The sequence below is a fragment of the Micromonospora sp. Utrum1 genome, from assembly GCF_057197805.1.
In genome coordinates, this window is the sequence record NZ_CM170071.1 from 1,568,731 (window position 1) to 1,592,386 (window position 23,656).

14 protein-coding genes and 1 pseudogene are annotated in these 23,656 nt (G+C 74.2%); 10 read left to right on the forward strand and 5 right to left on the reverse strand.

What is annotated here, in order from left to right; translation table 11 throughout:
* Window positions 1-61 precede the first annotated feature (61 nt).
* The 6 genes and pseudogenes from ligA to AC0OLQ_RS07815 all read left to right on the forward strand — a co-directional run bounded on the left by ligA (window position 62) and on the right by AC0OLQ_RS07815 (window position 10,984).
* Window positions 62-2,197 (forward strand): NAD-dependent DNA ligase LigA, encoded by a 2,136-nt coding sequence (gene ligA / locus AC0OLQ_RS07790; protein ID WP_484530795.1) that lies wholly within the window; start codon window positions 62-64, stop codon window positions 2,195-2,197.
* Between the two features lie 150 nt (window positions 2,198-2,347).
* The gene (locus AC0OLQ_RS07795) at window positions 2,348-5,065 is read left to right on the forward strand and encodes an EAL domain-containing protein (protein WP_484530796.1); all 2,718 of its coding nucleotides are present in this window, start codon (window positions 2,348-2,350) and stop codon (window positions 5,063-5,065) included.
* 152 nt (window positions 5,066-5,217) lie between these two features.
* The gene (gene gatC, locus AC0OLQ_RS07800) at window positions 5,218-5,523 is read left to right on the forward strand and encodes an Asp-tRNA(Asn)/Glu-tRNA(Gln) amidotransferase subunit GatC (protein ID WP_091268917.1); all 306 of its coding nucleotides are present in this window, start codon (window positions 5,218-5,220) and stop codon (window positions 5,521-5,523) included.
* Window positions 5,520-6,995 (forward strand): Asp-tRNA(Asn)/Glu-tRNA(Gln) amidotransferase subunit GatA, encoded by a 1,476-nt coding sequence (gene gatA / locus AC0OLQ_RS07805; RefSeq protein WP_357344327.1) that lies wholly within the window; start codon window positions 5,520-5,522, stop codon window positions 6,993-6,995. Before gatC ends, gatA begins: the two co-directional genes overlap by 4 nt.
* Before the next feature lie 13 nt (window positions 6,996-7,008).
* Window positions 7,009-8,508 (forward strand): Asp-tRNA(Asn)/Glu-tRNA(Gln) amidotransferase subunit GatB, encoded by a 1,500-nt coding sequence (gatB, locus tag AC0OLQ_RS07810; RefSeq protein ID WP_484530797.1) that lies wholly within the window; start codon window positions 7,009-7,011, stop codon window positions 8,506-8,508.
* Between the two features lie 119 nt (window positions 8,509-8,627).
* Window positions 8,628-10,984: pseudogene (locus AC0OLQ_RS07815) on the forward strand (transketolase-like TK C-terminal-containing protein).
* Window positions 10,985-10,987: 3 nt separating this feature from the next.
* On the opposite strand, the gene AC0OLQ_RS07820 reads toward AC0OLQ_RS07815, so the two are convergent.
* From AC0OLQ_RS07820 to AC0OLQ_RS07830, 3 genes are read right to left on the reverse strand one after another with little or no spacing between them, the layout of a single operon-like run.
* Complete coding sequence (locus AC0OLQ_RS07820; protein ID WP_484530798.1) at window positions 10,988-12,595, reverse strand: metallophosphoesterase; 1,608 nt, start codon at window positions 12,593-12,595, stop codon at window positions 10,988-10,990.
* Window positions 12,596-12,650: 55 nt separating this feature from the next.
* Window positions 12,651-13,826 carry a PQQ-dependent sugar dehydrogenase gene (locus AC0OLQ_RS07825; protein ID WP_484530799.1) on the reverse strand — a complete coding sequence of 392 codons (1,176 nt, stop codon included), beginning with the start codon at window positions 13,824-13,826 and terminating at the stop codon, window positions 12,651-12,653.
* Between the two features lie 57 nt (window positions 13,827-13,883).
* A complete protein-coding gene (locus tag AC0OLQ_RS07830; RefSeq protein WP_484530800.1) occupies window positions 13,884-15,689 on the reverse strand; it encodes a SpoIIE family protein phosphatase in 1,806 nt (601 codons plus the stop codon).
* A gap of 142 nt (window positions 15,690-15,831) precedes the next feature.
* On the opposite strand from AC0OLQ_RS07830, the gene AC0OLQ_RS07835 reads away from it, so the two are divergent.
* On the forward strand, window positions 15,832-16,758 hold the full coding sequence (locus tag AC0OLQ_RS07835; RefSeq protein WP_484530801.1) for a 2-hydroxyacid dehydrogenase: 927 nt from the start codon (window positions 15,832-15,834) through the stop codon (window positions 16,756-16,758).
* 4 nt (window positions 16,759-16,762) lie between these two features.
* Here AC0OLQ_RS07835 and AC0OLQ_RS07840 read toward each other — a convergent pair whose 3' ends face one another.
* Window positions 16,763-17,140, reverse strand: coding sequence for a PH domain-containing protein (locus AC0OLQ_RS07840; RefSeq protein WP_484530802.1), 378 nt, complete (start codon window positions 17,138-17,140; stop codon window positions 16,763-16,765).
* A 242-nt stretch (window positions 17,141-17,382) separates the two neighbouring features.
* On the opposite strand from AC0OLQ_RS07840, the gene AC0OLQ_RS07845 reads away from it, so the two are divergent.
* Window positions 17,383-19,785 carry a putative bifunctional diguanylate cyclase/phosphodiesterase gene (locus tag AC0OLQ_RS07845; RefSeq protein ID WP_484530803.1) on the forward strand — a complete coding sequence of 801 codons (2,403 nt, stop codon included), beginning with the start codon at window positions 17,383-17,385 and terminating at the stop codon, window positions 19,783-19,785.
* 31 nt (window positions 19,786-19,816) lie between these two features.
* Here AC0OLQ_RS07845 and AC0OLQ_RS07850 read toward each other — a convergent pair whose 3' ends face one another.
* Window positions 19,817-20,836 carry a LacI family DNA-binding transcriptional regulator gene (locus AC0OLQ_RS07850; RefSeq protein WP_484530804.1) on the reverse strand — a complete coding sequence of 340 codons (1,020 nt, stop codon included), beginning with the start codon at window positions 20,834-20,836 and terminating at the stop codon, window positions 19,817-19,819.
* A 357-nt stretch (window positions 20,837-21,193) separates the two neighbouring features.
* Between AC0OLQ_RS07850 and AC0OLQ_RS07855 the strand changes: the two genes are divergently transcribed.
* Together AC0OLQ_RS07855 and AC0OLQ_RS07860 are read left to right on the forward strand one after the other, a co-directional pair.
* On the forward strand, window positions 21,194-22,477 hold the full coding sequence (locus AC0OLQ_RS07855; RefSeq protein ID WP_484530805.1) for an ABC transporter substrate-binding protein: 1,284 nt from the start codon (window positions 21,194-21,196) through the stop codon (window positions 22,475-22,477).
* Window positions 22,478-22,558: 81 nt separating this feature from the next.
* Window positions 22,559-23,572 carry a carbohydrate ABC transporter permease gene (locus AC0OLQ_RS07860; protein WP_484530806.1) on the forward strand — a complete coding sequence of 338 codons (1,014 nt, stop codon included), beginning with the start codon at window positions 22,559-22,561 and terminating at the stop codon, window positions 23,570-23,572.
* Window positions 23,573-23,656 lie beyond the last annotated feature (84 nt).

Genomic DNA, 23,656 nt, shown 5'->3' on the forward strand with positions numbered 1-23,656 from the left:
CGCTACCGTGCGGGGGTAGCACGATCACGGGAGGTCGACAGCGGTGTCCGAAGGCGGCAGGGTGTCCGAAGAAGCGATTCCCCAGACGGTCAGCCCGGCCCAGGAGGCGGCGGCGGGCGCCGAGCCGACCCCCGAGGCGCGGGAGCGGCACGCCACGCTGAGCCAGGAGCTCACCGAGCACCAGTACCGCTACTACGTGCTGGACGCGCCGATCGTCTCCGACGCCGAGTTCGACGAGCAGCTGCGTGAGCTGGAGGCGCTGGAGGCGGAATACCCGGCGCTGCGCACCCCCGACTCGCCGACCCAGCGCGTCGGCGGCACCTTCTCCACCGACTTCACCCCGGTCACCCACGCCGAGCGGATGCTCTCGCTCGACAACGCCTTCGCCGACGAGGAGCTGGCCGCCTGGGCCGAGCGGGTCGAGCGCGACGCCGGCGGCCCGGTGCCCTACCTCTGCGAGCTCAAGGTCGACGGCCTGGCCATCAACCTGACTTACGAGAAGGGGCGGCTGGTCCGGGCCGCCACCCGGGGCGACGGGCGCACCGGTGAGGACGTCACCGCCAACGTCCGCAGCATCCGGGACGTGCCGGCCCGGCTGACCCCCTCCGACGATTTCCCCGACGTGCCCGAGTTCCTCGAGGTGCGCGGCGAGATCTACTTCCCGGTGGCCGGCTTCGCCGACCTCAACGCCGGCCTGGTCGAGCAGGGCAAGGCGCCGTTCGCCAACCCGCGCAACGCGGCCGCCGGCAGCCTGCGCCAGAAGGACCCGCGGATCACCGCCTCCCGGCCGTTGCGCCTGGTGGTCCACGGCATCGGTGCCCGCCGGGGCTTCCAGCCGGCCGCGCAGTCCGAGTCCTACGCGGCGCTCCGGGCGTGGGGGCTGCCGACCAGCGACCGCTGGCGGGTGGTGCCCGACCTGGCCGGGGTGGCCGAATACATCGCCTACTACGCCGAGCACCGGCACGACGTCGAGCACGAGATCGACGGCGTGGTGGTCAAGGTCGACCCGGTCTCCATCCAGGGCCGGCTCGGCTCGACGAGCCGCGCGCCGCGCTGGGCCATCGCCTTCAAGTACCCGCCGGAGGAGGTGACCACCAAGCTGCTCGACATCGACGTGAACGTCGGGCGCACCGGCCGGGTCACCCCGTTCGCCGTCCTCGAACCGGTCCGGGTGGCCGGCTCCACGGTCGCCCTGGCCACCCTGCACAACGCCCGCGAGGTCGAGCGCAAGGGCGTGCTCATCGGTGACACGGTGGTGCTGCGCAAGGCCGGCGACGTCATCCCCGAGGTGCTCGGCCCGGTGGTCGACCTGCGCCCGGCCGACGCCCGCCCGTTCGTCATGCCCACCACCTGCCCGGCCTGCGGCACGCCGCTGGCGCCGGCCAAGGAGGGCGACGTCGACATCCGCTGCCCCAACTCGCGCAGCTGCCCGGCGCAGCTGCGCGAGCGGGTCTTCCACCTGGCCGGCCGGGGCGCCTTCGATATCGAGGTGCTCGGCTACAAGGGCGCTGCCGCGCTGCTCGACGCCGGGATCATCCACGACGAGGGTGACCTGTTCGCCCTCGACGCCGAGCAGCTCTCCCGCGCGCCGTTCTTCGTCAATAAGGACGGCACGCTGGGCAGCAACGCGACCAAGCTGCTCGACAACCTGGCCGTGGCCCGGGAGCGGGAGCTGTGGCGGGTGCTGGTCGCGCTCTCCATCCGGCACGTTGGCCCGACCGCGGCCCAGGCCCTCGCCCGGCACTTCCGCTCGGTCGAGGCGATCGACGCGGCGAGCGAGGAGGAGCTGTCCTCGGTGGACGGCGTCGGCCCGACCATCGCGGCCAGCATCAAGGAGTGGTTCGCCGTCGACTGGCACCGCGAGGTGGTGCGCAAGTGGGCCGACTCCGGCGTGCGGATGGCCGAGGAGGCCGGCGAGGAGGGGCCGCGCCCGCTCGAAGGGGTGACCGTGGTGGTCACCGGCACCCTGGCCGGGTTCAGCCGCGACCAGGCGTCCGAGGCGATCCAGAGCCGCGGCGGCAAGGTCACCGGCTCGGTCTCCAAGAAGACCGGCTTCGTGGTGGTCGGCGACAACCCCGGCTCCAAGGCCGACAAGGCGGCCAGCCTCAAGGTGCCCGTCCTCGACGAGGACGGCTTCCGGGTGCTGCTGGAGTCCGGCCCGGACGCGGCCCGGGAGGTGGCCCGCATCGAGGGCTGACACCCGCGCGGCGCAGCCTGCCGCGTATTCCAACTTAATTACGACTACGACCGATTCGTGACTGTCGTGTCGGGGAAGTCGGCACCGAGGGCGTTTCATTGGCGTACGGCGTGTGACGGCGCATGCCAGGGGCCGATCCCGGGAGGTGCGATGGAGACCGGCGACCCGCGAAACTCCGTGCCGCCCGGGCGGACCGGGCCGTTCTTCGGCTTCGTCAGTGTGGTCGGCGTCCTGGCCCTGCTCGTGTCGGCCGGGCCGCTGGCCGCGCTCCCCGACGAGCTGCCCGACCTGCCGGCCGCCTTCTGGACCATGGCGGCGCTCGCCGTGGCCTGCGACGCCCGGCCGTTCGTGCCGCCCGGTCGACGCCAGACCTCGGCGGTCTTCCCGTCGACCTGCTTCACCTTCGCCATCCTGCTCGGCTGGGGGCTCGGCCCGGCCGTCGCGGTGCAGGCCGTGGCGGTGGCCGTCTCCGGCTGGCGGCTCGGCTACGCCGGATGGCGCACCGCCTTCAACGGCGCCCAGTACGCCTGCGCGCTGGCGGCCGCGTACGCGGTCACCCGGCTCGGCTCGGGCGAGCTCTTCGACGGTGGCCGGCTGCACTGGACCGACGTGGCGGCGGTGGGCGGCGCCACGGCGGCCTGGTTCGTGGTCAACTACGGCCTGGTCAGCTCCGCGATCCGGCTGCGGTTCGGCGACCGCTGGTGGCCCAGCGTCCGGCTGGGCCTGGCCTACGAGCTGCTCTCCACCGGCTCGCTGCTGCTGCTCGCCCCGGTGCTGGTGGCCGCGGCCCGGGCCAGCGCTGCGCTGATCCCGCTGGTGCTGGTGCCGCTCTTCGCGGTCTACCGGATGGCCCGGCTCTCCGCCGAGCGGGAGCAGCTCGCCGACCTCGACCCGCTGACCGGGCTGCCCAACCGCAAGGCTCTGCTCACCGAGGTGGCCGAGCAGGTGCACCTGCACGCCGAGCGGGCCGCCCGGGGCGAGCCGGACGCCCACCTGGCCCTGTTGCTGCTCGACCTCGACCGGTTCAAGCACGTCAACGACGCGCTCGGGCACGCGGTGGGTGACCGGCTGCTCGTCGAGGTGAGCGCCCGGCTGATCGAGGTGGTCGGTGAGGGGGACCTGGTGGCGCGGCTCGGCGGCGACGAGTTCGCCATCGTCGTACCCGGGCTCACCGGCACCGACCAGGCCCGCGAGCGGGCCGACCGGGTGGTGGCCGCGCTCGCCGAGCCGGTGCCGCTGGACGGGCTGCCGCTGGACGTGGGCGGCTCGATCGGCGTCGCCCTCTTCCCCGAGCATGGCGAGGACTTCGCCACCCTGATGCGCCACGCCGACGTGGCGATGTACGACGCGAAGCACCGCAACGACACCGTCGCCGTCTACGCGCCGGAGTCCGACCACAACTCCGCCGAGCGGCTGAGCCTCCTTGCCGACCTGCGCCGCGTGCTGGAGGCCGGGCCGCCGGCCCCGGCCGGGGAGCCGACCGGTGTACGTGGTGGCGACGGCGCGGCCCTCGCCCCGGCGCCCGGCCTGCCCGCCCCGGCGGCGCGGCCGGCCCGGGCCGACGGTCTGCCTCGCAACGGCGGTCGGGCGCGACCCGGCGACGGGTCCTCCGACATCCCCGGGTCGGGGCGGCTGCGGCCGCGCCGCGACCTGGAGCCGCCGGGGCGGTGGCGGCTGCGGCGGCGCGAGCGGGTCGAGGTGCGGCACGACGACGAGCTGATCAACCGGATCGTCACCGGCGCGGACCCGATCCGCCGCCGGGCGGCCCGTCCGGCCCCGGCGGAGGTTCCGTCGCCCGGGGACGGCGACCGGCTCACCCCGGCCCACGGCGGCCAGCCCGAGGTGGGGCCCGACGGCCGGCCGGAGGCGGTGCTCGGCGCGGCGCTCGGCGGCCAGCCCGACACCGTGACCGTCGGCCAGCCGGAGGGCGACGACGCGGCTCGTCAGCGAGCGGGCGGACCGGGCGGCCCGAGCGGACCGTCCGGCTCCGGGTCGGAGGCCGGCGCGGCACCGGTCCCGAGCCGGCCGATGGAGCCGCGCGGCCCGGCCCGGGCCCGGCCGGCCGGTCACCCCGGCGGGGCGGACGACCCGGGCGAGATCACCATGTACTACCAGCCGCAGATCGCCATCGCGACCGGCGAGGTGGTCGGGGTCGAGGCGCTGCTGCGCTGGCGGCACCCGCGCCGGGGCATGGTCGACCCCGGGGAGTTGATCCAGGTCGCCGAGCAGAGCGCGGTGATGCGGCTGCTCACCCGCCGGGTGGTGGACGACGTGGTGGAGCAGGTGGCCAAGTGGTCGGCGGCCGGCGTCACGCTGCGCGCCGCGCTCAACGTCAGCGTCCGCGACCTGCACACCGGCGAGATCGCCGAGCAGATCGCCGACCGGCTGGCCCGCTACGGCGTCCCGCCGGACCGGCTCCAGGTGGAGATCACCGAGGGCGCGCTGATGGCCGACCCGCGGCGGGTGCTGGCCAGCATCACCCAGCTGCACCGGATCGGGGTCGGCATCGCGCTGGACGACTTCGGCACCGGCTACTCGTCGTTGCAGCACCTGCGCCGGTTGCCGCTGTCCGAGGTGAAGGTGGACCGGTCGTTCGTGCTGGGGATGGCCGACGACCCCGACGACGCGGCGATCGTCCGGTCGATGATCGAGCTGGCCGGGGCCCTCGGGCTGCGGGTGGTGGCCGAGGGCGTCGAGGACGAGCGCACCTGGCGGCTGCTGCACGCGGCCGGCTGCGACGTGGCGCAGGGCTGGTTCCACGCCCGCCCCATGCCGGCCGAGGAGCTGGTGACCTGGCTGTCCCGGTACCGTCCGGTCCACCCGGCCGTGGCGGCGGAGGGTGACGGGCCGCGCCGACCGGCCCGTTGACCGGCGTCCCGGCGGCCGGGCACCGGGAGTCGGAGGCGTCGGCCCCACCGGAGGGCAATAGACTCGCTCCGGTCACCGCGTGTCATCGTCCCCGGCGAGCGCGCGGCCGGCACACCGCAGACGCAGCAGGACAGCCACGAAGGGGGCACCCGATGGCCGCCATCTCCCGCGAGGAGGTCGCGCATCTCGCGCGACTGTCGCGGCTCGCCGTCACCGAGGAGGAGTTGGACACCTTCGCCGGCCAGCTGGACGTGATCCTCCAGTCGGTCGCCCAGGTCGGCGAGGTCGCCGCGGCGGACATTCCGCCGACGTCCCACTCGGTGCCGCTGACCAACGTCCTCCGTGAGGACGTGGTGACGCCGTGCCTGACCCCGCAGGAGGCGCTGTCGGGTGCGCCCGACGCCGAGGAGCAGCGGTTCCGCGTCCCGCGGATCCTGGACGAGGATGTGGCTTCATGACTGACCTGACCAGGCTCACCGCCGCCGAGATCGCCGGCCTGGTGGCGACCGGCGGGACCTCCGCCGTGGAGGTCACGCAGGCCCACCTGGACCGGATCACCGCCGTCGACGAGCGGGTCCACGCCTTCCTGCACGTCGACACCGAGGGCGCGCTGGCCGCCGCCCGCCGGGTGGACGAGCGCCGCGCCGCCGGCGAGGAGCTGGGCCCGCTGGCCGGCGTGCCGGTCGCCGTGAAGGACGTGCTCACCACCAAGGGCGTGCCGACCACCGTCGGCTCGAAGATCCTGGAGGGCTGGCGCCCGCCGTACGACTCGACGGTCGTGCAGCGGCTGCGCGACGCCGGCACGGTGATGCTCGGCAAGACCAACATGGACGAGTTCGCCATGGGCTCCTCCACGGAATACTCGGCGTACGGCCCGACCCGCAACCCGTGGGACCTGGACCGCATCCCGGGTGGCTCGGGTGGCGGCAGCGCGGCGGCGCTGGCCGCGTACGAGGCGCCGCTGTCGATCGGCTCGGACACCGGCGGCTCGATCCGCCAGCCGGGCGCGGTCACCGGCACGGTCGGGGCGAAGCCCACCTACGGCGGCACCTCCCGCTACGGCCTGGTGGCGTTCTCCTCCTCGCTGGACACCCCCGGCCCGTGCGCGCGCACGGTGCTCGACGCCGCGCTGCTGCACCAGGTGATCGCCGGCCACGACCCGAACGACTCCACCTCGATCCCGGCCCCGGTGCCGGACGTGGTGGGCGCTGCGAAGCTCGGCGCCACCGGCGACCTCACCGGGGTGAAGCTCGGCGTGGTCACCGAGTTCACCGGCGAGGGCGCCGAGCCGGGCGTGATGGCCGCGTTCCGCGAGTCGGTGGAGGCCCTCGCGAAGCTGGGCGCCGAGATCGTCGAGATCTCCTGCCCGCACTTCAAGTACGCCCTGCCGGCCTACTACCTGATCGCGCCGAGCGAGTGCTCCTCCAACCTGGCCCGGTTCGACGGCGTCCGGTTCGGCCTGCGGGTCGGCGACGACGGCAACCGGTCGCTGGAGGAGGTCATGTCGCTGACCCGGGAGGCCGGCTTCGGTCCCGAGGTGAAGCGGCGCATCATGCTCGGCACCTACGCGCTCTCCTCGGGCTACTACGACGCCTACTACGGGCAGGCGCAGAAGGTCCGCACCCTGATCACCCGGGACTTCACCGCCGCCTTCGAGCGGGTGGACGCGCTCATCTCGCCGACCACCCCGTTCGTGGCCTTCCCGATCGGGGCGCGCACCGCCGACCCCTACCAGATGTACCTGGCCGACCTGTTCACCATCCCGACCAACCTCTACGGCGGGCCGGGCATCTCGGTCCCGTGCGGCCTCTCCGAAGGGCTGCCGGTCGGTTTCCAGATCATGGCCCCGACCATGGCCGACGACCGGATGTACCGGGTCGCCGCCGCGCTGGAGTCCACGGTCGGCACGTTCACCCCACCGGCACTGTGAGGCAGGAGCACCGATGACGACGACACTGCCCGCGTACGACGAGGTCGTGGCGCGCTACGAACCGGTGATCGGCCTGGAGACCCACGTCGAGCTGGGCACGAACACCAAGATGTGGTGCGGCTGCCCGACCGACTTCGGCGGCGAGCCGAACACCCGGGTCTGCCCGGTCTGCCTGGGCCTGCCCGGCTCGCTGCCGGTGGCCAACAAGGCGGCCATCGAGGCGACCATCCGGATCGGTCTCGCGCTGAACTGCTCCATCGCCGAGTGGTGCCGGTTCGCCCGGAAGAACTACTTCTATCCGGACATGCCGAAGAACTTCCAGATCAGCCAGTACGACGAGCCGCTCTGCGTCGACGGCTACCTGGACGTCGAGGTGAACGGCGAGATCGTGCGGATCGGCATCGAGCGGGTGCACCTGGAGGAGGACACCGGCAAGACGCTGCACGTCGGCGGCGCCACCGGTCGGATCCACGGCGCCACCGAGTCGCTGGTCGACTACAACCGGGCCGGCATCCCCCTCGTGGAGATCGTCACCAGGCCGGTCCCCGGCACCGGCGCGCTCGCTCCCGAGGTGGCCCGGGCGTACGTGACCGAACTGCGCGACGTGATCCGCTCGCTGGGCGTCTCCGACGTCCGGATGGAGGAGGGCTCGCTGCGCTGCGACGTCAACACCTCGCTGAACAAGCCGGGCGAGGAGTGGGGCACCCGCACCGAGACCAAGAACGTCAACTCGCTGCGCTCGGTCGAGCGGGCGGTCCGTTCGGAGATGCTGCGGCAGGCGTCGGTGCTCGACGCCGGCGGCACCATCACGCAGGAGACCCGGCACTTCCACGAGGACACCGGGGACACCACCCCCGGCCGGTCCAAGGAGACCGCCACCGACTACCGGTACTTCCCGGAGCCGGACCTGGTCCCGCTCGCGCCGGACCCCGCCTGGGTGGCCGAGCTGAAGGCCGCCCTGCCGGAGCTGCCGCGGCTGCGCCGCAAGCGCATCCAGCAGGACTGGGGCCTGTCCGACCTGGACATGCAGTCGGTGGTCAACGCCGGCGCGGTGGAACTGATCGAGCGGACCGTGGCCGCCGGCGCCACCCCGGCCGCCGCCCGCAAGTGGTGGCTGGGCGAGCTGTCCCGGCGGGCCAATGAGACCGGCGTGGAACTCTCCGACGTCGGGGCCACCCCGGAGCAGGTCGCCGAGCTGCAGGGCCTGGTGGACGCCGGCCGGCTCAACGACAAGCTGGCCCGCATCGTGCTGGAGGGCGTGGTGGGCGGCGAGGGCTCGCCGACCGAGATCATGACCAACCGCAACCTGGAGGTCGTCTCCGACACCGGCGCGCTCACCGCCGCCGTGGACGAGGCGATCGCCGCCAACCCGGACGTCGCCGACAAGATCCGCAGCGGCAAGGTCGCGGCGGCCGGCGCGCTGGTCGGCGCGGTCATGAAGACCACCCGCGGCCAGGCGGACGCCAAGACCGTCCGCGAGCTGATCCTGGCGCGCCTCGGCGTCCAGGGCTGAGTCCCGTCCCGGGGGCCGCCGCCGTGATCCGGCGGCGGCCCCCGGTCTCTTCCGAGTACGCGGCCACCCCGCACCCCCCCGCGCGTGGGCGTCAACGGCGACGCCCGGATGGAGTCACCGTGAACCAGCACGACCTCGACGTCCTCGACGAGATCCAGCGGCGGGTGCTCTGGCTCGCCACCCGCATCGTGGACGCGGCCAACCACGACCGGGACACCGGCGACGGCGTGAAGGTCGGCGGCCACCAGGCGTCCAGCGCCTCGCTGGTCACCGCGATGACCGCGCTCTGGTTCGCCCACCTGGACGCCGAGGACCGGGTCGCGGTCAAGCCGCACGCCTCGCCGGTCTTCCACGCCGTCCAGTACCTGCTCGGCAACCTGGACCGGTCCTACCTGCCGAAGCTGCGGGCGCGCGGCGGGTTGCAGTCGTACCCGTCCCGGACCAAGGACCCGGACGGGGTGGACTTCTCCACCGGTTCGGTGGGCCTGGGCGCCGCCGCGCCGCTGTTCGCCGCGGTCACCCGCCGCTACGTCGACGCGCACTTCGGCGAGCGGCCGCACTCCCGGTTCATCGCCCTCATCGGCGACGCGGAACTGGACGAGGGCAACATCTGGGAGGCCGTCGCCGACCCGGCCACCACCGGGCTGGGCAACGTCATGTGGCTGGTCGACTTCAACCGCCAGTCGCTGGACCGGGTCGTCCCCGGGGTCCGGATCAACCAGTGGCGCGGGCAGTTCGAGGCCGCCGGCTGGCACGTGGTCGAGGTCAAGTACGGCCGCAGGCTCGCCGAGGCGTACGAGCGGCCGGGCGGGGCAGCGCTGCGCGACTGGATCGACCTGATGCCGAACGAGCAGTACCAGTCGCTGTTCGGGCTGGCCGGGCCGGCGCTGCGCAAGCAGTTCCTGGACGGTGCCCCGGCCGAGGTGGCCGCCTTCGTGGCCGACATCCCCGACGACGAGTTGGGCCCGCTCGTCACCGACCTGGGCGGGCACGACCTGCAGGCGATGCTCGACGCGTACGCCCAGTGCGACGCGGTCACCGACCGGCCCAGCGTGGTCTTCGCGTACACGGTCAAGGGGTGGGGGCTGCCGATCGCCGGCAACCCGCGCAACCACTCGGCGCTGCTCACCACCGAGCAGGTCGACGCGCTGCGCGCCGCGCACGGCCTGACCCGGGACACCGAGTGGGACCGCCTCGACCCGGCCTCCCCGGCCGGCATCCGGGCCGGCGAGCGCCGGGAGGCGCTGTCCCGCGCGCCGCGCGAGCGGGCGCTGGGGGTCACCGTCCCGGAGACCACCAAGGTACGGGTCAACAAGCCCGTCTCCACCCAGGAGGTCTTCGGCCGGGTGCTGGTCGACCTGGCCCGCGACCCGAAGGTCGCGCCCTACCTGGTCACCACCGCGCCGGACGTGGCCACCTCCACCAACCTGGCGGGGTTCATAACAAGACCGGCGTGTTCGCCCCGACCGAGCAGCGCTCCTGGACCGAGGACCGGATGCTGCGCTGGACGGAGACCCCCGCCGGGCAGCACATCGAGCTGGGCATCTCCGAGATGAACCTGTTCCTGCTGCTCGGCCAGCTCGGCCTGTCGTGGGACCTGTCCGGGCAGCCGCTGCTGCCCGTCGGCACGGTCTACGACCCGTTCGTGCTGCGCGGCCTGGACGCCTTCCTCTACGGCACCTACTCGGGCTCCCGGTTCGTGGTCGCCGGCACCCCGTCCGGCATCACCCTCGCCCCCGAGGGTGGCGCCCACCAGTCGACGATCACCGCCTCGGTCGGCCTGGAGCTGCCCGGGGTCACCTTCTGCGAACCCGCGTACGCCGGCAGCCTCGACTGGCTGCTCTGCGACGCGCTCGGCCAGATCGCCGGGGGAGCGGCGCCGGCCGCCACCGCCGCGCCGGCCGAGGACGGGGCGTACTACTTCCGGCTCAGCACCCGGCCGATCGACCAGGCGCCGTTCGAGGCGGCCCGGGCCCGGATCGGCGACGCGGTGCTGCGCCGGCAGGTGGTGGCCGGGGCGTACCGGCTGGTCGACGCACACGAGGCGTACCCCCATCTCGCGGACGCCCCGGTCGTGCAGCTCGCCGCCTCCGGCGCGGTGCTGCCGGAGGTCCTCGCGGCCGCCGCCGAGCTGGCCGAGGAGGGCGTCGCGGCGCACGTGGTCGACGTGACGAGCCTGGACCGGCTCTACCGGGCCTGGCAGCGGACCCTGCGCCAGGGCGTGCGGACGGCGACCGTGCCGAGCGTGCCCGGGGCGCTGCGGTCGGCCTTCGCCGACCGGGTGCCGGTGGTCACCGTGCACGACGCCGCCTCGCACGCGATGGCCTGGCTCGGCTCGGCGCTCGGCGCCCCGGCCGTGCCGCTCGGGGTGGACGAGTTCGGCCAGTCCGGCAGCGTCGGGGAGCTGTACGAGCTGCATGACCTGCTGCCCGGCAGCATCGTCAACGCCGCGCTGGCCGCGCTCTCGCTGCGCTGAGCGTCAGCCGGTGGGGCTCGGCGTCGCGGTCGGGCTGCCGGTCGGGGCGGGCGACACGGGCCCGCCCCGGGTCGGCGTCGGGGTGACCGGCACCTGGTCGCCCTTCTTCGGGTCCTGGATCACGTGCCGTTCCAGGTTGACCTGCGACTGCCCGGTCCCGCCCACGGTGATGTCGTCGTAGGCCTGGAGCAGCTTCTGCTGGTCGAAGTAGAGCACCGACATCGACAGCGGGGTGGGCTTCTCGCCCTCCAGGCCGCGCAGCCCGGCGCCGCCCGTGGAGCCCTCCACCATGAGCTGGGTCGGCTGCTTGTCCGGCACCTGCGGCAGCTTCGACACCTGCCGGGCGTGGGTGTGCCCGGCCAGCACCAGCGGGCAGGTGCCGGAGAGCGACCCGGCCGAGGCCGGGTCGTGCACCAGCGCGATGTTCACCGGCTTCGGCGAGCTCTTGACCGTGGCGGCGAGCTGCTCACCGGCGCCGATCACCTGGTCGGCGACGACCCTGGTGAGCCCGCTGCCGGCCGGCGAGGTCTCCTTGTCCGGGGTGAACCGGGGGTCGCCGATGCCGGCGATGGTCAGCCCGGAGACCGTCGTGGTGGAGTTGTTCAGCACGATGGCGTTGGGCTGCGCGGCCACCGCGGCGGCCGTCTTCGCCGAGTCGTGGTTGCCGCGGATGTAGACGTACGGCTTCTTGAGCAGGCCGATCGAGCCGACGAAGGACGCCTCCGGCTCGCTGCCCCAGTCGGTGATGTCGCCGGTGTCGATCACCACGTCGATGTTGAACTGCTCCACCACGGTGCGGATCAGCTGCCAGCCGGTCGGGTTGAGGTGCATGTCGGAGACGTGCAGCACCCGGGTGGTGCCGGGCGACGGCTGGACCACCGGCAGCGCGGAGACCGTGGTGTAGAGCTTGCTGACGTTGCCGACCAGCCGTTGCAGCTGCTCGGCGTACTTGGTGTAGTCGTTGGCGATCCGCCGCGCGTCGCCGACGATCGCCGGGGCGTTGACCAGCAGCCCCTCGTAGCGCGGCTCCTCGATGGCCTGCGGGCGGATGGTGGCGGCGGCCAGGCCGAGGCTGCCGGCGGTGACCACCAGCGCCAGCCCGCCGGCCCACGCGGTGCGGCGCATGTCGCGGAAGACCAGGCCGGCCAGGAGCAGGGTGGCCAGCACCGACGAGGCGAGGGTCTTCAGGCCGAGCCGCATCACGCCGGCCCGCACGTCCTCGACCGCCGACTGGCTGGCCCGGCTGATGCTCGCCGGGTCGTCGATCAGCGCCTCGGTACGCCGCTGGTCCAGCGCGCCGAGCTCGACGGTCAGGTACGCCGGCCCGTCGTGGCTGTCCAGCAGCAGCGCGCCCAGCGGCGGGATGTCGACGGTGGTGCCGCCGCTCAGCGACGGGCTGAGGTTGAGCTGCGCGCGGAACGGCCCGATGTCGGTGCCCACGTGCCCGCCCGCGTAGGTGCCGGCCACCATGCCGGCGAGGGTGACCACGAGCAGGGCCAGCACCACGCCGAGCCGGCGCAGCGCCGTGCCAAGGCGCCACCGGCGGGCACGCCCGTCCTCCGGAGCCGTCTCGTCCCCGGTGCTGTGCTGCTCGTTCTCCTGGCCGTCCATGCTGAGATTCTGACCTGCCCGTAGAAGGATCTTGGCAAACCCGGCGGAAGCGGAATCAGCTGCGTCCGGCGCCGCCGTCGGCGAAGACCAGCCGCAGGATGCGGTCGTCGTCGCCGGCCGGTTTGCCCCGCCCGTCCCGGTTGGAGGTGCTCACCCAGACCGACCCGTCCGGCGCCACCGCGGCGGCCCGCAGCCGGCCGTACCGGCCGGTGAGCAGCTCGCGCGGCTGACCGAGGACGGTGCCGTTGCCGGCCAGCTCGACCAGCCAGAGCCGCTGCCCGCGCAGGCAGGCGGTGACCAGCAGCCGCTCCACCGCGGCCAGGCCGGAGCAGGAGGCGTCGCCGGTGCGCCACTGCACGATGGGGTTGACGTAGCGCTTGTCGTCGCCGCGCCCCTCCACCTGCGGCCAGCCGTAGTTGCCGCCCTTGTTGATCTGGTTGATCTCGTCCCAGGTGTTCTGGCCGAACTCCACGGCGTACATCCGCTTGTTCGGCGTCCAGGCGAAGCCCTGCACGTTGCGGTGCCCGGTCGACCAGACCGGGGAGCCGGCGGTGGGGTTGCCCGGCGCGGGCCGGCCGTCCCGGGTGATCCGCAGGATCTTGCCGCCGAGGCTCTTCGGGTCCTGCGCGTTCGCGGTGCGCCCGGCGTCGCCGGTGCTGGCGTAGAGGAAGCCGTCCGGGCCGAAGGCCAGCCCGCCGCCGTTGTGGTTGCCGGCCTTGGGGATGCCGGTGAGGATCGGGGTCGGCGGCCGGCCCGGCTCCACCCGCGCGATCCGGTTGTCCTCGGCGCTCGTGTAGTAGACGAAGACCGTGCGGTCCCGGGCGTACGCCGGGGAGACCGCAATGCCGAGCAGGCCGCCCTCGCCGGAGGCCGCCACGTCCGGCACGGTCTGCACCACCCGGACGGTCATCCCCTCCGGCCCGGACTCCGGGCCGACCTGGAGGATCCGCCCGCTGTCCCGTTCGGTGACCAGCGCGCCGCCGTCGGGCAGGAAAGCGATGCCCCACGGCACCGCCAGCCCCTTGGCCAGCACCGTGGCGACCACCTGCTGGCCGGCGCCCCCCGGGCTGGCCGAGGTGGACGGCGACGGGAGGTTGGGCGGCTCGCCGGCCGGGTCGGGATCCGGGTCGCCGAAGGCGCAGCCGGCGGTGCCCAGCAGCAGCGTCGCGCAGGACGCCGCCAGCGCCGCCCGGAGGCGGCCGGCGCGGGGGTACGGGGGATGCGGCCTCACCTGGCCCAGCCTAGCCGGGCGGGGTGGCGAACCGGGCCCGACGAACCGCCTCCCGGCTCACCGGGCGCGCAGGGCGAGCAGGGCGATGTCGTCCTCCCGCCGGGGGGCCGCGGCGAGCAGCCGGTCGCAGAGGGCCGCGAGGGGGAGCGGAGCGGTGCCGGCGAGCTGCTCGATCAGCTCGGCCTGCCCCTCGTCGATCGGCCGGTCGCGGCGCTCGATCAGCCCGTCGGTGTGCAGCAGCAGGGTGTCGCCCGGGGCGAGGGTCAGCTCCCGGCGCGTGCGGCGGGGCGTGCGGGCCAGGCCGAGGAGGGCGCCCCGGGTCCCGTCCAGCACCTGCACCGGCCCCTCGGCGGGGATCAGCAGCGGCGGCGGGTGCCCCGCGTTGCACCAGGAGAGCCGGAGGCCGGGTGCGGCCGGGCAGACCCGGGCCAGCACGGCGGAGGCGACGGTCGGGACGGGCAGCCCCTGGATCGCCCGGTCGAGGTGGGTCATCAGCTCGTCGACCGGGTCGTCCCGCCCGTACGCGTCGCCGCGGACGAGGTTGCGCAGCTGGCCCATGGTCGCCGCCGCCTCGATGTCGTGCCCGGCGACGTCGCCGATGGCGGCGACCAGGTCGCCGTCGGGCTGGACGAAGGCGTCGTACCAGTCGCCGCCGACCTCCACCCGGTCGGCCGCCGGCAGGTAGCGGGCGGCCAGTTCCACCCCGGGCACCTCCGGCAGGGTGGGCAGCATGCTCTGCTGGAGCACCTCGGCGACGTGCCGCTGCTCGCTGTAGAGCCGGCTGTTGCCGACCGCCTGGCCGGCGCGGCGGCCGAGGTCCCGCAGCGTCCGCAGGTCGCTCTCGTCGAATCCACGCCGGGCGGGGCCGTTGACCAGCGTGACGGTGCCGACGATCCGGTCCCCGGCGGCGGTGATCGGCACGCTGAGGTGCGAGCCGAAGCCCAGCAGGGCGGCCAGTGGCACGAGCTCGGGGCTGGTGGTGCCGCGCGCCACGTCGTCCAGGCTCGCCGCGCCGCGCATGACCGGCCGGCCGCTGCGCAGCACCGAGCGGATGATCGAGTCCGGGCCGAGCCCGGTGGCCAGCACCTCGGCGAACCGGGCGACGTCGGACTTTCGCTGCGGGTCCCGGTGCGTCCCGGCGACCGTCCGCGGCCGGCCCGCCGGGTCGACCAGGGTGATCAGGCACCAGTCGGCCAGCAGCGGGACCATGGCCTGCCCGAGCCGGTCGATCGCCGTGGCCACGTCGAGCGTGCCGCCCAGCGTCTCGCTCATCCCGGCCAGCATGGCGAGCCGGTCGTGCGCCTCCTCGGCGCGGCGGCGGGCCTGCTCGGCGCCCTGCACCGCGATCCGCAGCCGCAGCTCGGAGGAGCAGGCGGCGGCCAGGTCGGCGAGGGTACGCAGCTGCTCGGCCGTCCAGGCCCGGGGCTTGCTGTCGATGGCGCAGAGCGAGCCGAGCACCCGGCCGTCCAGATCGGTCAGCGGCATCCCGGCGTACGCGACCACCCCGAGGTCCTCGATGGCCAGGTTCCGCCGCACCCGGGGGTAGAGCCGGGCGTCGGGCAGCACCATCGGCACCTCGACGTCGACCACGTGCTGGCAGAACGAGTGGCTCAGCGGGGTCTCCCGCCGGCCGGCCCAGGGCTCGGGCAGCCCGGCCGCGCCGGGGAAGAACTGGCGCTCGGCGGTGACCAGCGAGACCAGCGCGACCGGCACGTCGAGCAGGTCGCTGACCAGCCGCGCGAACCGGTCGAACGCCTCGTCCGGCGCCGCGCCGAGCCGGGTCTCCGCGAGGGACCGCAGCCGCTCGGCGTCGACCAGCGCCGGAATCGGCACGGCCGGGCGCCCGGGAGTGTCCTCGCTCATCGCCACCTGTCTCCGGAGTCGGGAACGCCGGCCGACGTTCCGCCCTCGGTTATACCTCCCCGGGCTGCTCGTCAATCCCGGCAGCGGTGGTCGTCACGGCCCCGCCCGCCGGCGCCGTTCGGGGCGACTAATGTCGGCGGTCGTGAAGGTATGGATTCCGCACCCGGCCGGCCGGCGCCTCCTCGGCGAGCTGCCCCCGGGCGTCACCGTGGAGCTGCTGGCGGACCCGGCCGAGCTGCCCTCGTCCCCGTCCGGCGTGCGGTTCTGGGTGCCGCCCTTCCTGGCCGGCCCGGACGCCGGCGAGCTCCTGGCCGAGCTGCCCGACCTCCAGGTGGTGCAGCTCCTCTCCGCCGGGGCGGACGCCTGGGTGGGGCGGATTCCCGACGGCGTGACGCTCTGCGACGCCCGGGGGGTGCACGACTCGGCCACCGCCGAGTGGGTGGTCGCCGCGATCCTCTCCGCGCTGCGCGGCTTCGGCCCGCTGGCCCGCGCCCAGGGCCGCCGCGAGTGGGCGTACGACGAGGTGGCCCCGACCGACGAGCTGGCCGGCAAGCGGGTGTTGATCGTCGGCGCCGGCTCGATCGGCGCGGCCGTCCGGGCCCGGCTGGCCCCGTTCGAGGTGAGCTTCACCCTGGTCGCCCGGACGCCGCGCCCGGCCGAGGAGGTGCACGGGGTGGACGAGCTGCCCGCCCTGCTGCCCGAGGCGGACGTGGTGGTGCTGCTGGTGCCGCTGACCGAGCAGACCCGGGGGCTGGTCGACGAGAAGTTCCTCGCCGCGATGCCGGACGGCGCGTTGCTGGTCAACGCCGCCCGGGGCCCGGTGGCCCGGACCTCGGCGCTGGTCGCCGAGCTGGCGTCGGGGCGGCTGCAGGCCGCGTTGGACGTGACCGACCCGGAGCCGCTGCCCGCCGACCATCCCCTGTGGGAGCTGCCGAACGTGCTGCTCACCCCGCACGTCGCCGGCTCGGTCCGCGGCCTGCTGCCGCGGGCGTACCGGCTGGTGGGGGAGCAGTTGCGCCGGTTCGCGGCCGGGGAGCCGCTGACGAACCGGGTGGTCGACGGCTACTGACGGTTCAGCCGGCGGACTCGGGCAGCTCCTGCCCGGTGGCGGAGACCAGCCGGGGCAGGTCGGCGGCGCGGACCGCGGGAAGCACCAGCGTCTCGCCGTCGTCGAGCCGGGCGACCGCCCGGCCGCGCGCGTCGGTGGCCAGTTCGGCGACCCGCGTCCAGGGCACCCGCCGCTGCCCGACGAGGGCCCGCAGCCGCAGCTCGCGGGCGTCCGCGTCGGTGCCGGCCCGCCACGCCCAGACGCCGAGCGCGAGCGGGATCAGCAGCACCCAGAGCAGCCACCAGCGCGCGGTGGCCAGCGGCAGCGCGCCGATGAACGCGACGATCGCGGCGACCAGGATCGCCTGGCTGTAGCGGAAACGGACGATGTCGGCGCGGCTCACCCCCCGATGATCCCACCCGGGACCGGCCGGGATCCCGGCGGGCGGCCCGCTGCGGACCCAGCAGGTGTGATCGGCGTCACGTGCCGTGTCGCGTAACCCTGGCTGTCCGGGATCGTTTATGGGCGTGGTCGCGCCGGTCCCCGTCCGGCGCCGATCGCGCCCGACACCCCGACCCGCACCGCTGACCCCGCACGTCGTACCGCAACCGCACCGCCCCGTGCCCCCTCACGAAGGCGACCGCCGTGCCCGTCACCCAGCCCTCCGCCGGTCCCCTCCGCCGGCCGCCGCTCCCCGACCTCGTCGTGTCGCTCGCCGGCGCGCTGTTCGTCCTCGCCGGCGCCGCCGGCCTGATCCCCGGCCCGGCCGCCGTGTCGCTCGCCGTGGCCGGTGGCTCCGCCCTGGCCTGCGTCCGACTCGCCCGGCTGGCCGGTGCCCCGCCCGCCGCGCCCGCCGCCCCGCCCGCGCCGGCCGCTGCTCCGCCCGCCGCGCTCGCACCGGCCAGTGCCGGGCCCGCGCCCGTCGTCGGCACGCCCGCCGGGCAGCGGTCCCGCGGAACCCCGCCGCCGGAGCGGGCCGGCCCGTTCGAGCCGGCCGTCGCCCGGCCGACCGGGCGGCGCGCCCGACGGGTGGCACTGTCCCGCCGGGTCGCCGGCATCCTCGACGCCGCCGTGCTGGCCGCCGGTCTCACCGTCGCGGTGCTGCCGCTGAGTGAACCCGGGCACCGACTGCCGGTCGCGCTGGCCGGCCTGGCGATCACCGCCCCGCTGTACGCCGTCGCGCTGCTCCGGCTGCCCGGCCGCTCCCGGCTCTCCGGCCGGGAACGGCTGCGCCGCGGCGTCGACATGGTCGGCCTCGGCGTCAGCCTGGTCTTCGCCGGCTGGGTGCTGCTGCCGACCGGCCCGGTGCCGTCGGCCGCGCTCGCCGCCAGCGTCGGCGGCGCCCTGGCGCTGGCCGTCCTGTCGGTGGCCGCGCTCGCCGAGCGGAGCCGCCGGCCGGGCGCGGCCCGCTGCCACGCCGGCGCGGCCGCCACGCTGGGCGGGCTGGCCCTGCTCGTGGTGCTGCTCGCCTACGCCGCGCCGGACCGGGCCGTGCTGGCCGTCGCGCCGCCGCTGCTGGTCGGCGCGCTGGTCACCGCGGCCGGCGCCCGGCGTACCGCGGCCCGGAAGAACCCCGGCACCGCCGCGGCGCCCGTCGCCTGGCCCGGGCTCACCGCGCCGGCCGGCATCGCGGCGCTGGCTGCCGGTCACCACCTGTGGACGGTGGGGCAGTTCACCGCCCCGGCGATCGCCCTGGGGCTGTCCGTCATCCCGCCGATCGTGGTCCGGGAGGTGCTCGCCGCCGCCGACCAGCGGCGCCGGGCCGAGCGACTGGCCGCCGGCGAGGCGCGGTCGCGGCACCTGGCCGGCGACGGCCGCCCGCCCGCCGACGGCCCGCCGGCCGACCGGGCCGAACTGGTCGACGCCCTCGCCCGGCGCACCGGCGGGGCGCTGCTCGTCGTCGACCTGCACGGGGCCGACGAGACGGCGGTGCTGGACGGGCCGGTGCTGGCCGAGGTCGTCCACCGGCTCCGGTCCGGCTCCGGTCCGCACGATCTGGTCGCCCGGCTCACCGACAGCGAGTTCGCCGTGCTCACCGATCTGGGGCCGGTGCTCGCGTACGCGCTGGGCACCCGGCTGCTGGGGGCGCTCGCCGAGCCGTACCCGCGGGCCGGCGGGGCGACGAGGATCCGGGCCAGTGTCGGGCTGGCCGAGACCACCGGCGGCGAGCCGGAGGACGTGCTGCGCCAGGCCGACCTGGCCCGGCGGCGCGCGGTGCAGCTGGGCCGGGACCGGGTCGAGTGGTACGACGCCTACCTGGAGGAACAGCTGGTCCGCCGGCTGGACCTGGAGCGGGAGCTGCCGGGCGCGCTCTCCCGGGGCGAGCTGGACCTGGTCTACCAGCCGGTGCTGGCGCTGGCCGACCGCGTGCCGGTCGGCACCGAGGCGCTGTTGCGCTGGCGCAGCCCCGTGCTGGGCACCGTGCTGCCCGACGAACTGCTGCCCGTGGCGGCCGACCTCGACCTGCTCGGCGAGGTCGGGCGGTGGGTGCTGGACCGGGCCTGCCGGCAGCTCGCCGACTGGTCGGAGGGGGGCCGGGAGCTGTGGATGGCGGTCAACGTCACGCCCCGGGAGCTGGCCGCGCCCGACTTCGTGGCCCGCACGGCCACCGCCCTGGCCGCGTACGACGTGCCGCCGGAGCGCCTGGTGGTGGAGGTGGCCGAGCCGGCGGTGGCCGCCGAGCTGTCCACCGTGGTGGCCCGGCTCGCCGGCCTCCGCTCGCTCGGCGTCCGCACCGCGCTGGACGACTTCCGCGCCGAGCACGCCTCGCTCGCCCAGCTCCGCCGGCTCCCGATCGACCTGCTCAAGGTGGGCCCCCACCTGGTCGGGCCGGGCCCCGACGGCCAGCGCCCGCTGATCGACGTGGTGGCCAACCTGGGCGATCGGCTCGGCCTGGAGGTGGTGGTCGAGGGGCTGGAGTCCGACGCCCAGGTGGCCGGGGCGCGCCGGGCCGGCTGCCGCTACGGGCAGGGCTTCGCGCTGGCCCGCCCGGCCCCCGCCGAGCGGGTGGAGGCGTGGTTCGAGGAGTTTCCCTCGACACCCCGCTGACCTGGTCGTTCAGTGGGATAGCTGAACCGGTTCACCGGCTCCGCGGCGGGGCGGTGCTGCCGCGTGGGGTGAGCCGGGCGGTCTCGTCCTGGAGGCCCGTCACCGGCTCGCCCGCGATCACGGCCAGGAGCTGCCGCGCGGCGTGCGCCCCGTACGCGGGGATGTCCCGGCCCAGGGCGGTCAGCGGCGGGTGCACGAGCTGGCAGAGCGGGGAGTCGTCCCAGGCCACGATCGACAGGTCGCCGGGCACGGCCAGCCCCATCTCCTGCGCCACGGAGAGCCCGGCGATCGCCATCACGTCGTTGTCGTAGATCACCGCGGTGGGCCGGCCGGCCGAGCTGAGCAGCCGGCGGGTGGCCCGCGCCCCCTCCTCGCCGGTGTAGTCGGACCAGACCGTGGTGGCCTCGTCCAGTCCGAGCCGGCCGCACACCTCGGTGAACGCGTCGGTGCGGATCTCGGTGTGCAGCAGCGAGGGGAGCCCGCCGACCCGAGCGATCCGCCTGTGCCCGAGCGCGACCAGGTACTCCACCGTCTCGACCAGGGCCGCCGCGTCGTCGGACCAGACGCTGGTCAGGCTGCCGGTGTGGCCGGGACCGCCGATCACCACGGCCGGAAGTTGCAACTCCTCCAGCGCCGGCACCCGGCGGTCGTCGGTGCGCAGGTCGCAGACGAACACCCCGTCGACCCGGCGCTCGGCCCACCAGCGGCGGTAGACCGCGATCTCCGCCTCCTGGTCGGCCACCACCTGGAGGGTCAGCGCGTACGAGCGGGCGGACAGTTCCGCCTCCACGCCGCTGATCAGCTCCATGAAGAAGGGCTCGATGCCCAGTATCCGGGCGGGCCGGCACAGGGCCAGGCCGACCGCCTTGGCCGTGGCGCCGGAGAGCGCCCGGGCGGCGCTGCTCGGGCTGAACCCGATCTCGGCGGCGATCGCCAGGATCCGCCGGCGGGTCGCCTCGGACACCCCGGGCTGCCCGTTCAGCGCGTACGACACCGCGCCCTTGGAGACCCCGGCCCGTCGGGCGACATCGGCGATGGTCGGCCGCTTCACCGGCGCGCTCCTCCACTCGTCCGGCCCTCGCGGGCCTGTTCGACCGCCGGGGGTGACCGGCGGCTGTCACGCTACTGCAACCGGGCCGCGGCGCGATCGACGCAGCCCTTCGCTTGCGCGGTTAAGCGTACGGCCCGACTCGGCCGTCCCTGACAGCCCTGGCCTTACTTTTGTGCGCCGGAGAGCGCTCAACCACGCATGAGCGCGCTCCCAGAGCGACGTGTTGCCGACGAGGCGGGCTCGCTGTTAATCGGCCGTTGACACTCCAGAGGGGTCACCGTACGGTGTGCTCACTTATCCGGTTCAGTCAACGTCTCTCGATATCGGGAGCGTTCCCATTTTGGCGCGGAGGATGACATGAAACGGTCCTGGACGCACTGGGCCCGGGCGGCGACCGTGGGTGCCGTCAGCCTGGTCATGGTCGCCGCCTGCAGCGGCAAGAGCACCACCGGCGGTTCCGGCGCGGCCGGCGGGCAGGTCACACTGAAGATCAACTTTTGGGGCGACTTCGGCCTCCAGGACCTCAAGGCGAAGTACGAGGCCGAGCACCCGAACATCAAGATCCAGCTGAACTCCGGCGAGTACAACGCCCAGCACGAGGACCTGCAGAAGAAGCTCGTCGCCGGCAACGGCGCGCCGGACATCGCGGCGATCGACGAGGGCTTCATGGTCCAGTTCCGCAGCCAGTCCGACAAGTTCGTCAACCTGCTGGACAAGGGCGCCGGCTCGTACGAGAGCAAGTACCTGCCCTGGAAGTGGAAGCAGTCCCTCTCCGCTGACGGGAAGACCCAGATCGGCCTCGGCACCGACGTCGGCGGCCTGGCCATGTGCTACCGGACCGACCTGTTCAAGGCCGCCGGCCTGCCCACCGAGCGCGACCAGGTCTCCGCCCTCTGGCCCAACTGGGACAAGTTCATCGAGGTCGGCCAGCAGTACACCGCCAAGACCAACAAGAAGTTCATCGACGCCGGCACCAACCTGTTCAACCCGATCCTCGGCCAGCAGCAGGTCGGCTTCTACACCGACCAGGAGCAGCTCCAGATGGACGGCGGCCCGAAGGTCGCCTTCGACTACACCGTCAAGGCCGTCCAGGCCGGGCTCTCGGCCAACCTGGTCAGCTTCCAGGCCGACTGGGACAAGGGCTTCACCAGCGGAGCCTTCGCCGTGCTCGCCTGCCCGGCGTGGATGCTCGGCCACATCAAGGACACCGCCCCCGGCACCCAGGGCAAGTGGGACATCGCCGCGGTGCCCGGTGGCGGCGGCAACTGGGGAGGCTCGTTCCTGACCATCCCCAAGCAGGGCAAGCACGTCGACGAGGCGTACAAGCTGCTGGAGTGGCTGGTCGCGCCGGAGCAGCAGATCGAGATCTTCAAGAAGGTCGGCAACCTGCCCTCCCAGCCGGCGCTGTACGCCGACCCGGCGATCGCCGACTTCAAGAACCCGTTCTTCAACAACGCCCCGGTCGGGCAGATCTTCCCGAAGATGGCGCAGGGCCTCACCCCGCAGTACCTGGGCAAGAAGAACGGCCCCACCCGGGTCGCCGTGGAGAACGTGATCCGGCGGGTCGAGAACAAGAGCCTGAAGCCGGACGCCGCCTGGAGCGAGGCGGTCAAGGAGGCCGACAAGGCCGCCAAGTCCTGACCGGACACCGGTGACGGGGCGGGCCGCAGCCGCCCCGTCACCGCCTGACCTCCTCACCCACCTCGGCCCTGGAGTGATCCGATGTCCACCACCCGTGCCGCCCCCGCGCGGTCGAGCTGCCGAGCCGCCCCAGAGCGTGGCCGCTCCGGGGGCGACGACCGGCGGCTGACCTGGCGCAACCGGCTGTACCGCTTCGACATGCGCTACATGCCGTACCTCATGATCGCGCCGTTCTTCCTGCTCTTCGTCGTGTTCGGGCTCTTCCCGCTGCTGTTCAACGCCGTGGTCTCGCTGCGCAACTACCGGCTCGACGACCCGACGCTGCCCTACTGGGCGGGCTTCGAGAACTTCAGCCGGCTCTTCGGCGACGAGGACTTCTGGAACGCCCTCTACAACACCTTCGGCATCTTCCTGCTCTCCTCGGTGCCCCAGTTGCTGCTCGCGCTGGTGGTCGCCGCGCTGCTCAACCGGAAGCTGCGGGGACAGACCTGGTGGCGGGTGGGCGTGCTGCTGCCGTACGTCACCCCGATCGTCGCATCGACCATGGTCTTCAGCGTCTTCTTCTCCCGCGACTTCGGCATGGCCAACTGGGTGCTCGGCCTGTTCGGGCTCGGCGGCGCCGACGACCCGATCGACTGGCGGGCCGACAAGCTGCACTCCTGGATCGCCATCGCCACGATGGTCAACTGGAAGTGGATCGGCTACAACGCGTTGCTCTACCTGGCCGCGATGCAGTCCATCCCGCGTGACGTCTACGAGGCGGCGGCGATCGACGGCGCCGGACCGTGGAAGCAGCTCTGGCGGATCACGGTGCCGATGATCCAGCCGGTGGTGCTCTTCACCGTCATCCTCTCCACCATCGGTGGCCTCCAGCTCTTCACCGAGCCGATGCTCTTCGACCCGAACGCCCAGGCCGCCACCGGGGGGCCGAACGGCGAGTGGCAGACCATCGCCCAGCTCATCTACAAGGTCGGCTGGAAGGACCTCAACCTCGGCTACGCCGCGGCCATGTCCTGGGCCCTCTTCCTGATCATCCTGATCGTCGCCGGCGTCAACTACGTGGTGACGAACCGACTGTCCGGAGGGCGTCGGTGAGCGCGAGGAACGCAGCGAAGCGGAGTACCGCAGTCGCGAACGGAAGGAGAGCACAGTGACCGCCGTGGCACGACCCGCGCGCCG

Bases quoted from the DNA above. Each gene is read 5' to 3' on its own strand.
- AC0OLQ_RS07795 (WP_484530796.1), top strand. From the start codon at position 2,348: ATGGAGACCGGCGACCCGCGAAACTCCGTGCCGCCCGGGCGGACCGGG.
- gatA (WP_357344327.1), top strand. From the start codon at position 5,520: ATGACTGACCTGACCAGGCTCACCGCCGCCGAGATCGCCGGCCTGGTG.
- AC0OLQ_RS07860 (WP_484530806.1), top strand. From the start codon at position 22,559: ATGTCCACCACCCGTGCCGCCCCCGCGCGGTCGAGCTGCCGAGCCGCC.
- AC0OLQ_RS07855 (WP_484530805.1), top strand. From the start codon at position 21,194: ATGAAACGGTCCTGGACGCACTGGGCCCGGGCGGCGACCGTGGGTGCC.
- gatB (WP_484530797.1), top strand. From the start codon at position 7,009: ATGACGACGACACTGCCCGCGTACGACGAGGTCGTGGCGCGCTACGAA.
- AC0OLQ_RS07820 (WP_484530798.1), bottom strand. From the start codon at position 12,595: ATGGACGGCCAGGAGAACGAGCAGCACAGCACCGGGGACGAGACGGCT.
- gatC (WP_091268917.1), top strand. From the start codon at position 5,218: ATGGCCGCCATCTCCCGCGAGGAGGTCGCGCATCTCGCGCGACTGTCG.
- AC0OLQ_RS07830 (WP_484530800.1), bottom strand. From the start codon at position 15,689: ATGAGCGAGGACACTCCCGGGCGCCCGGCCGTGCCGATTCCGGCGCTG.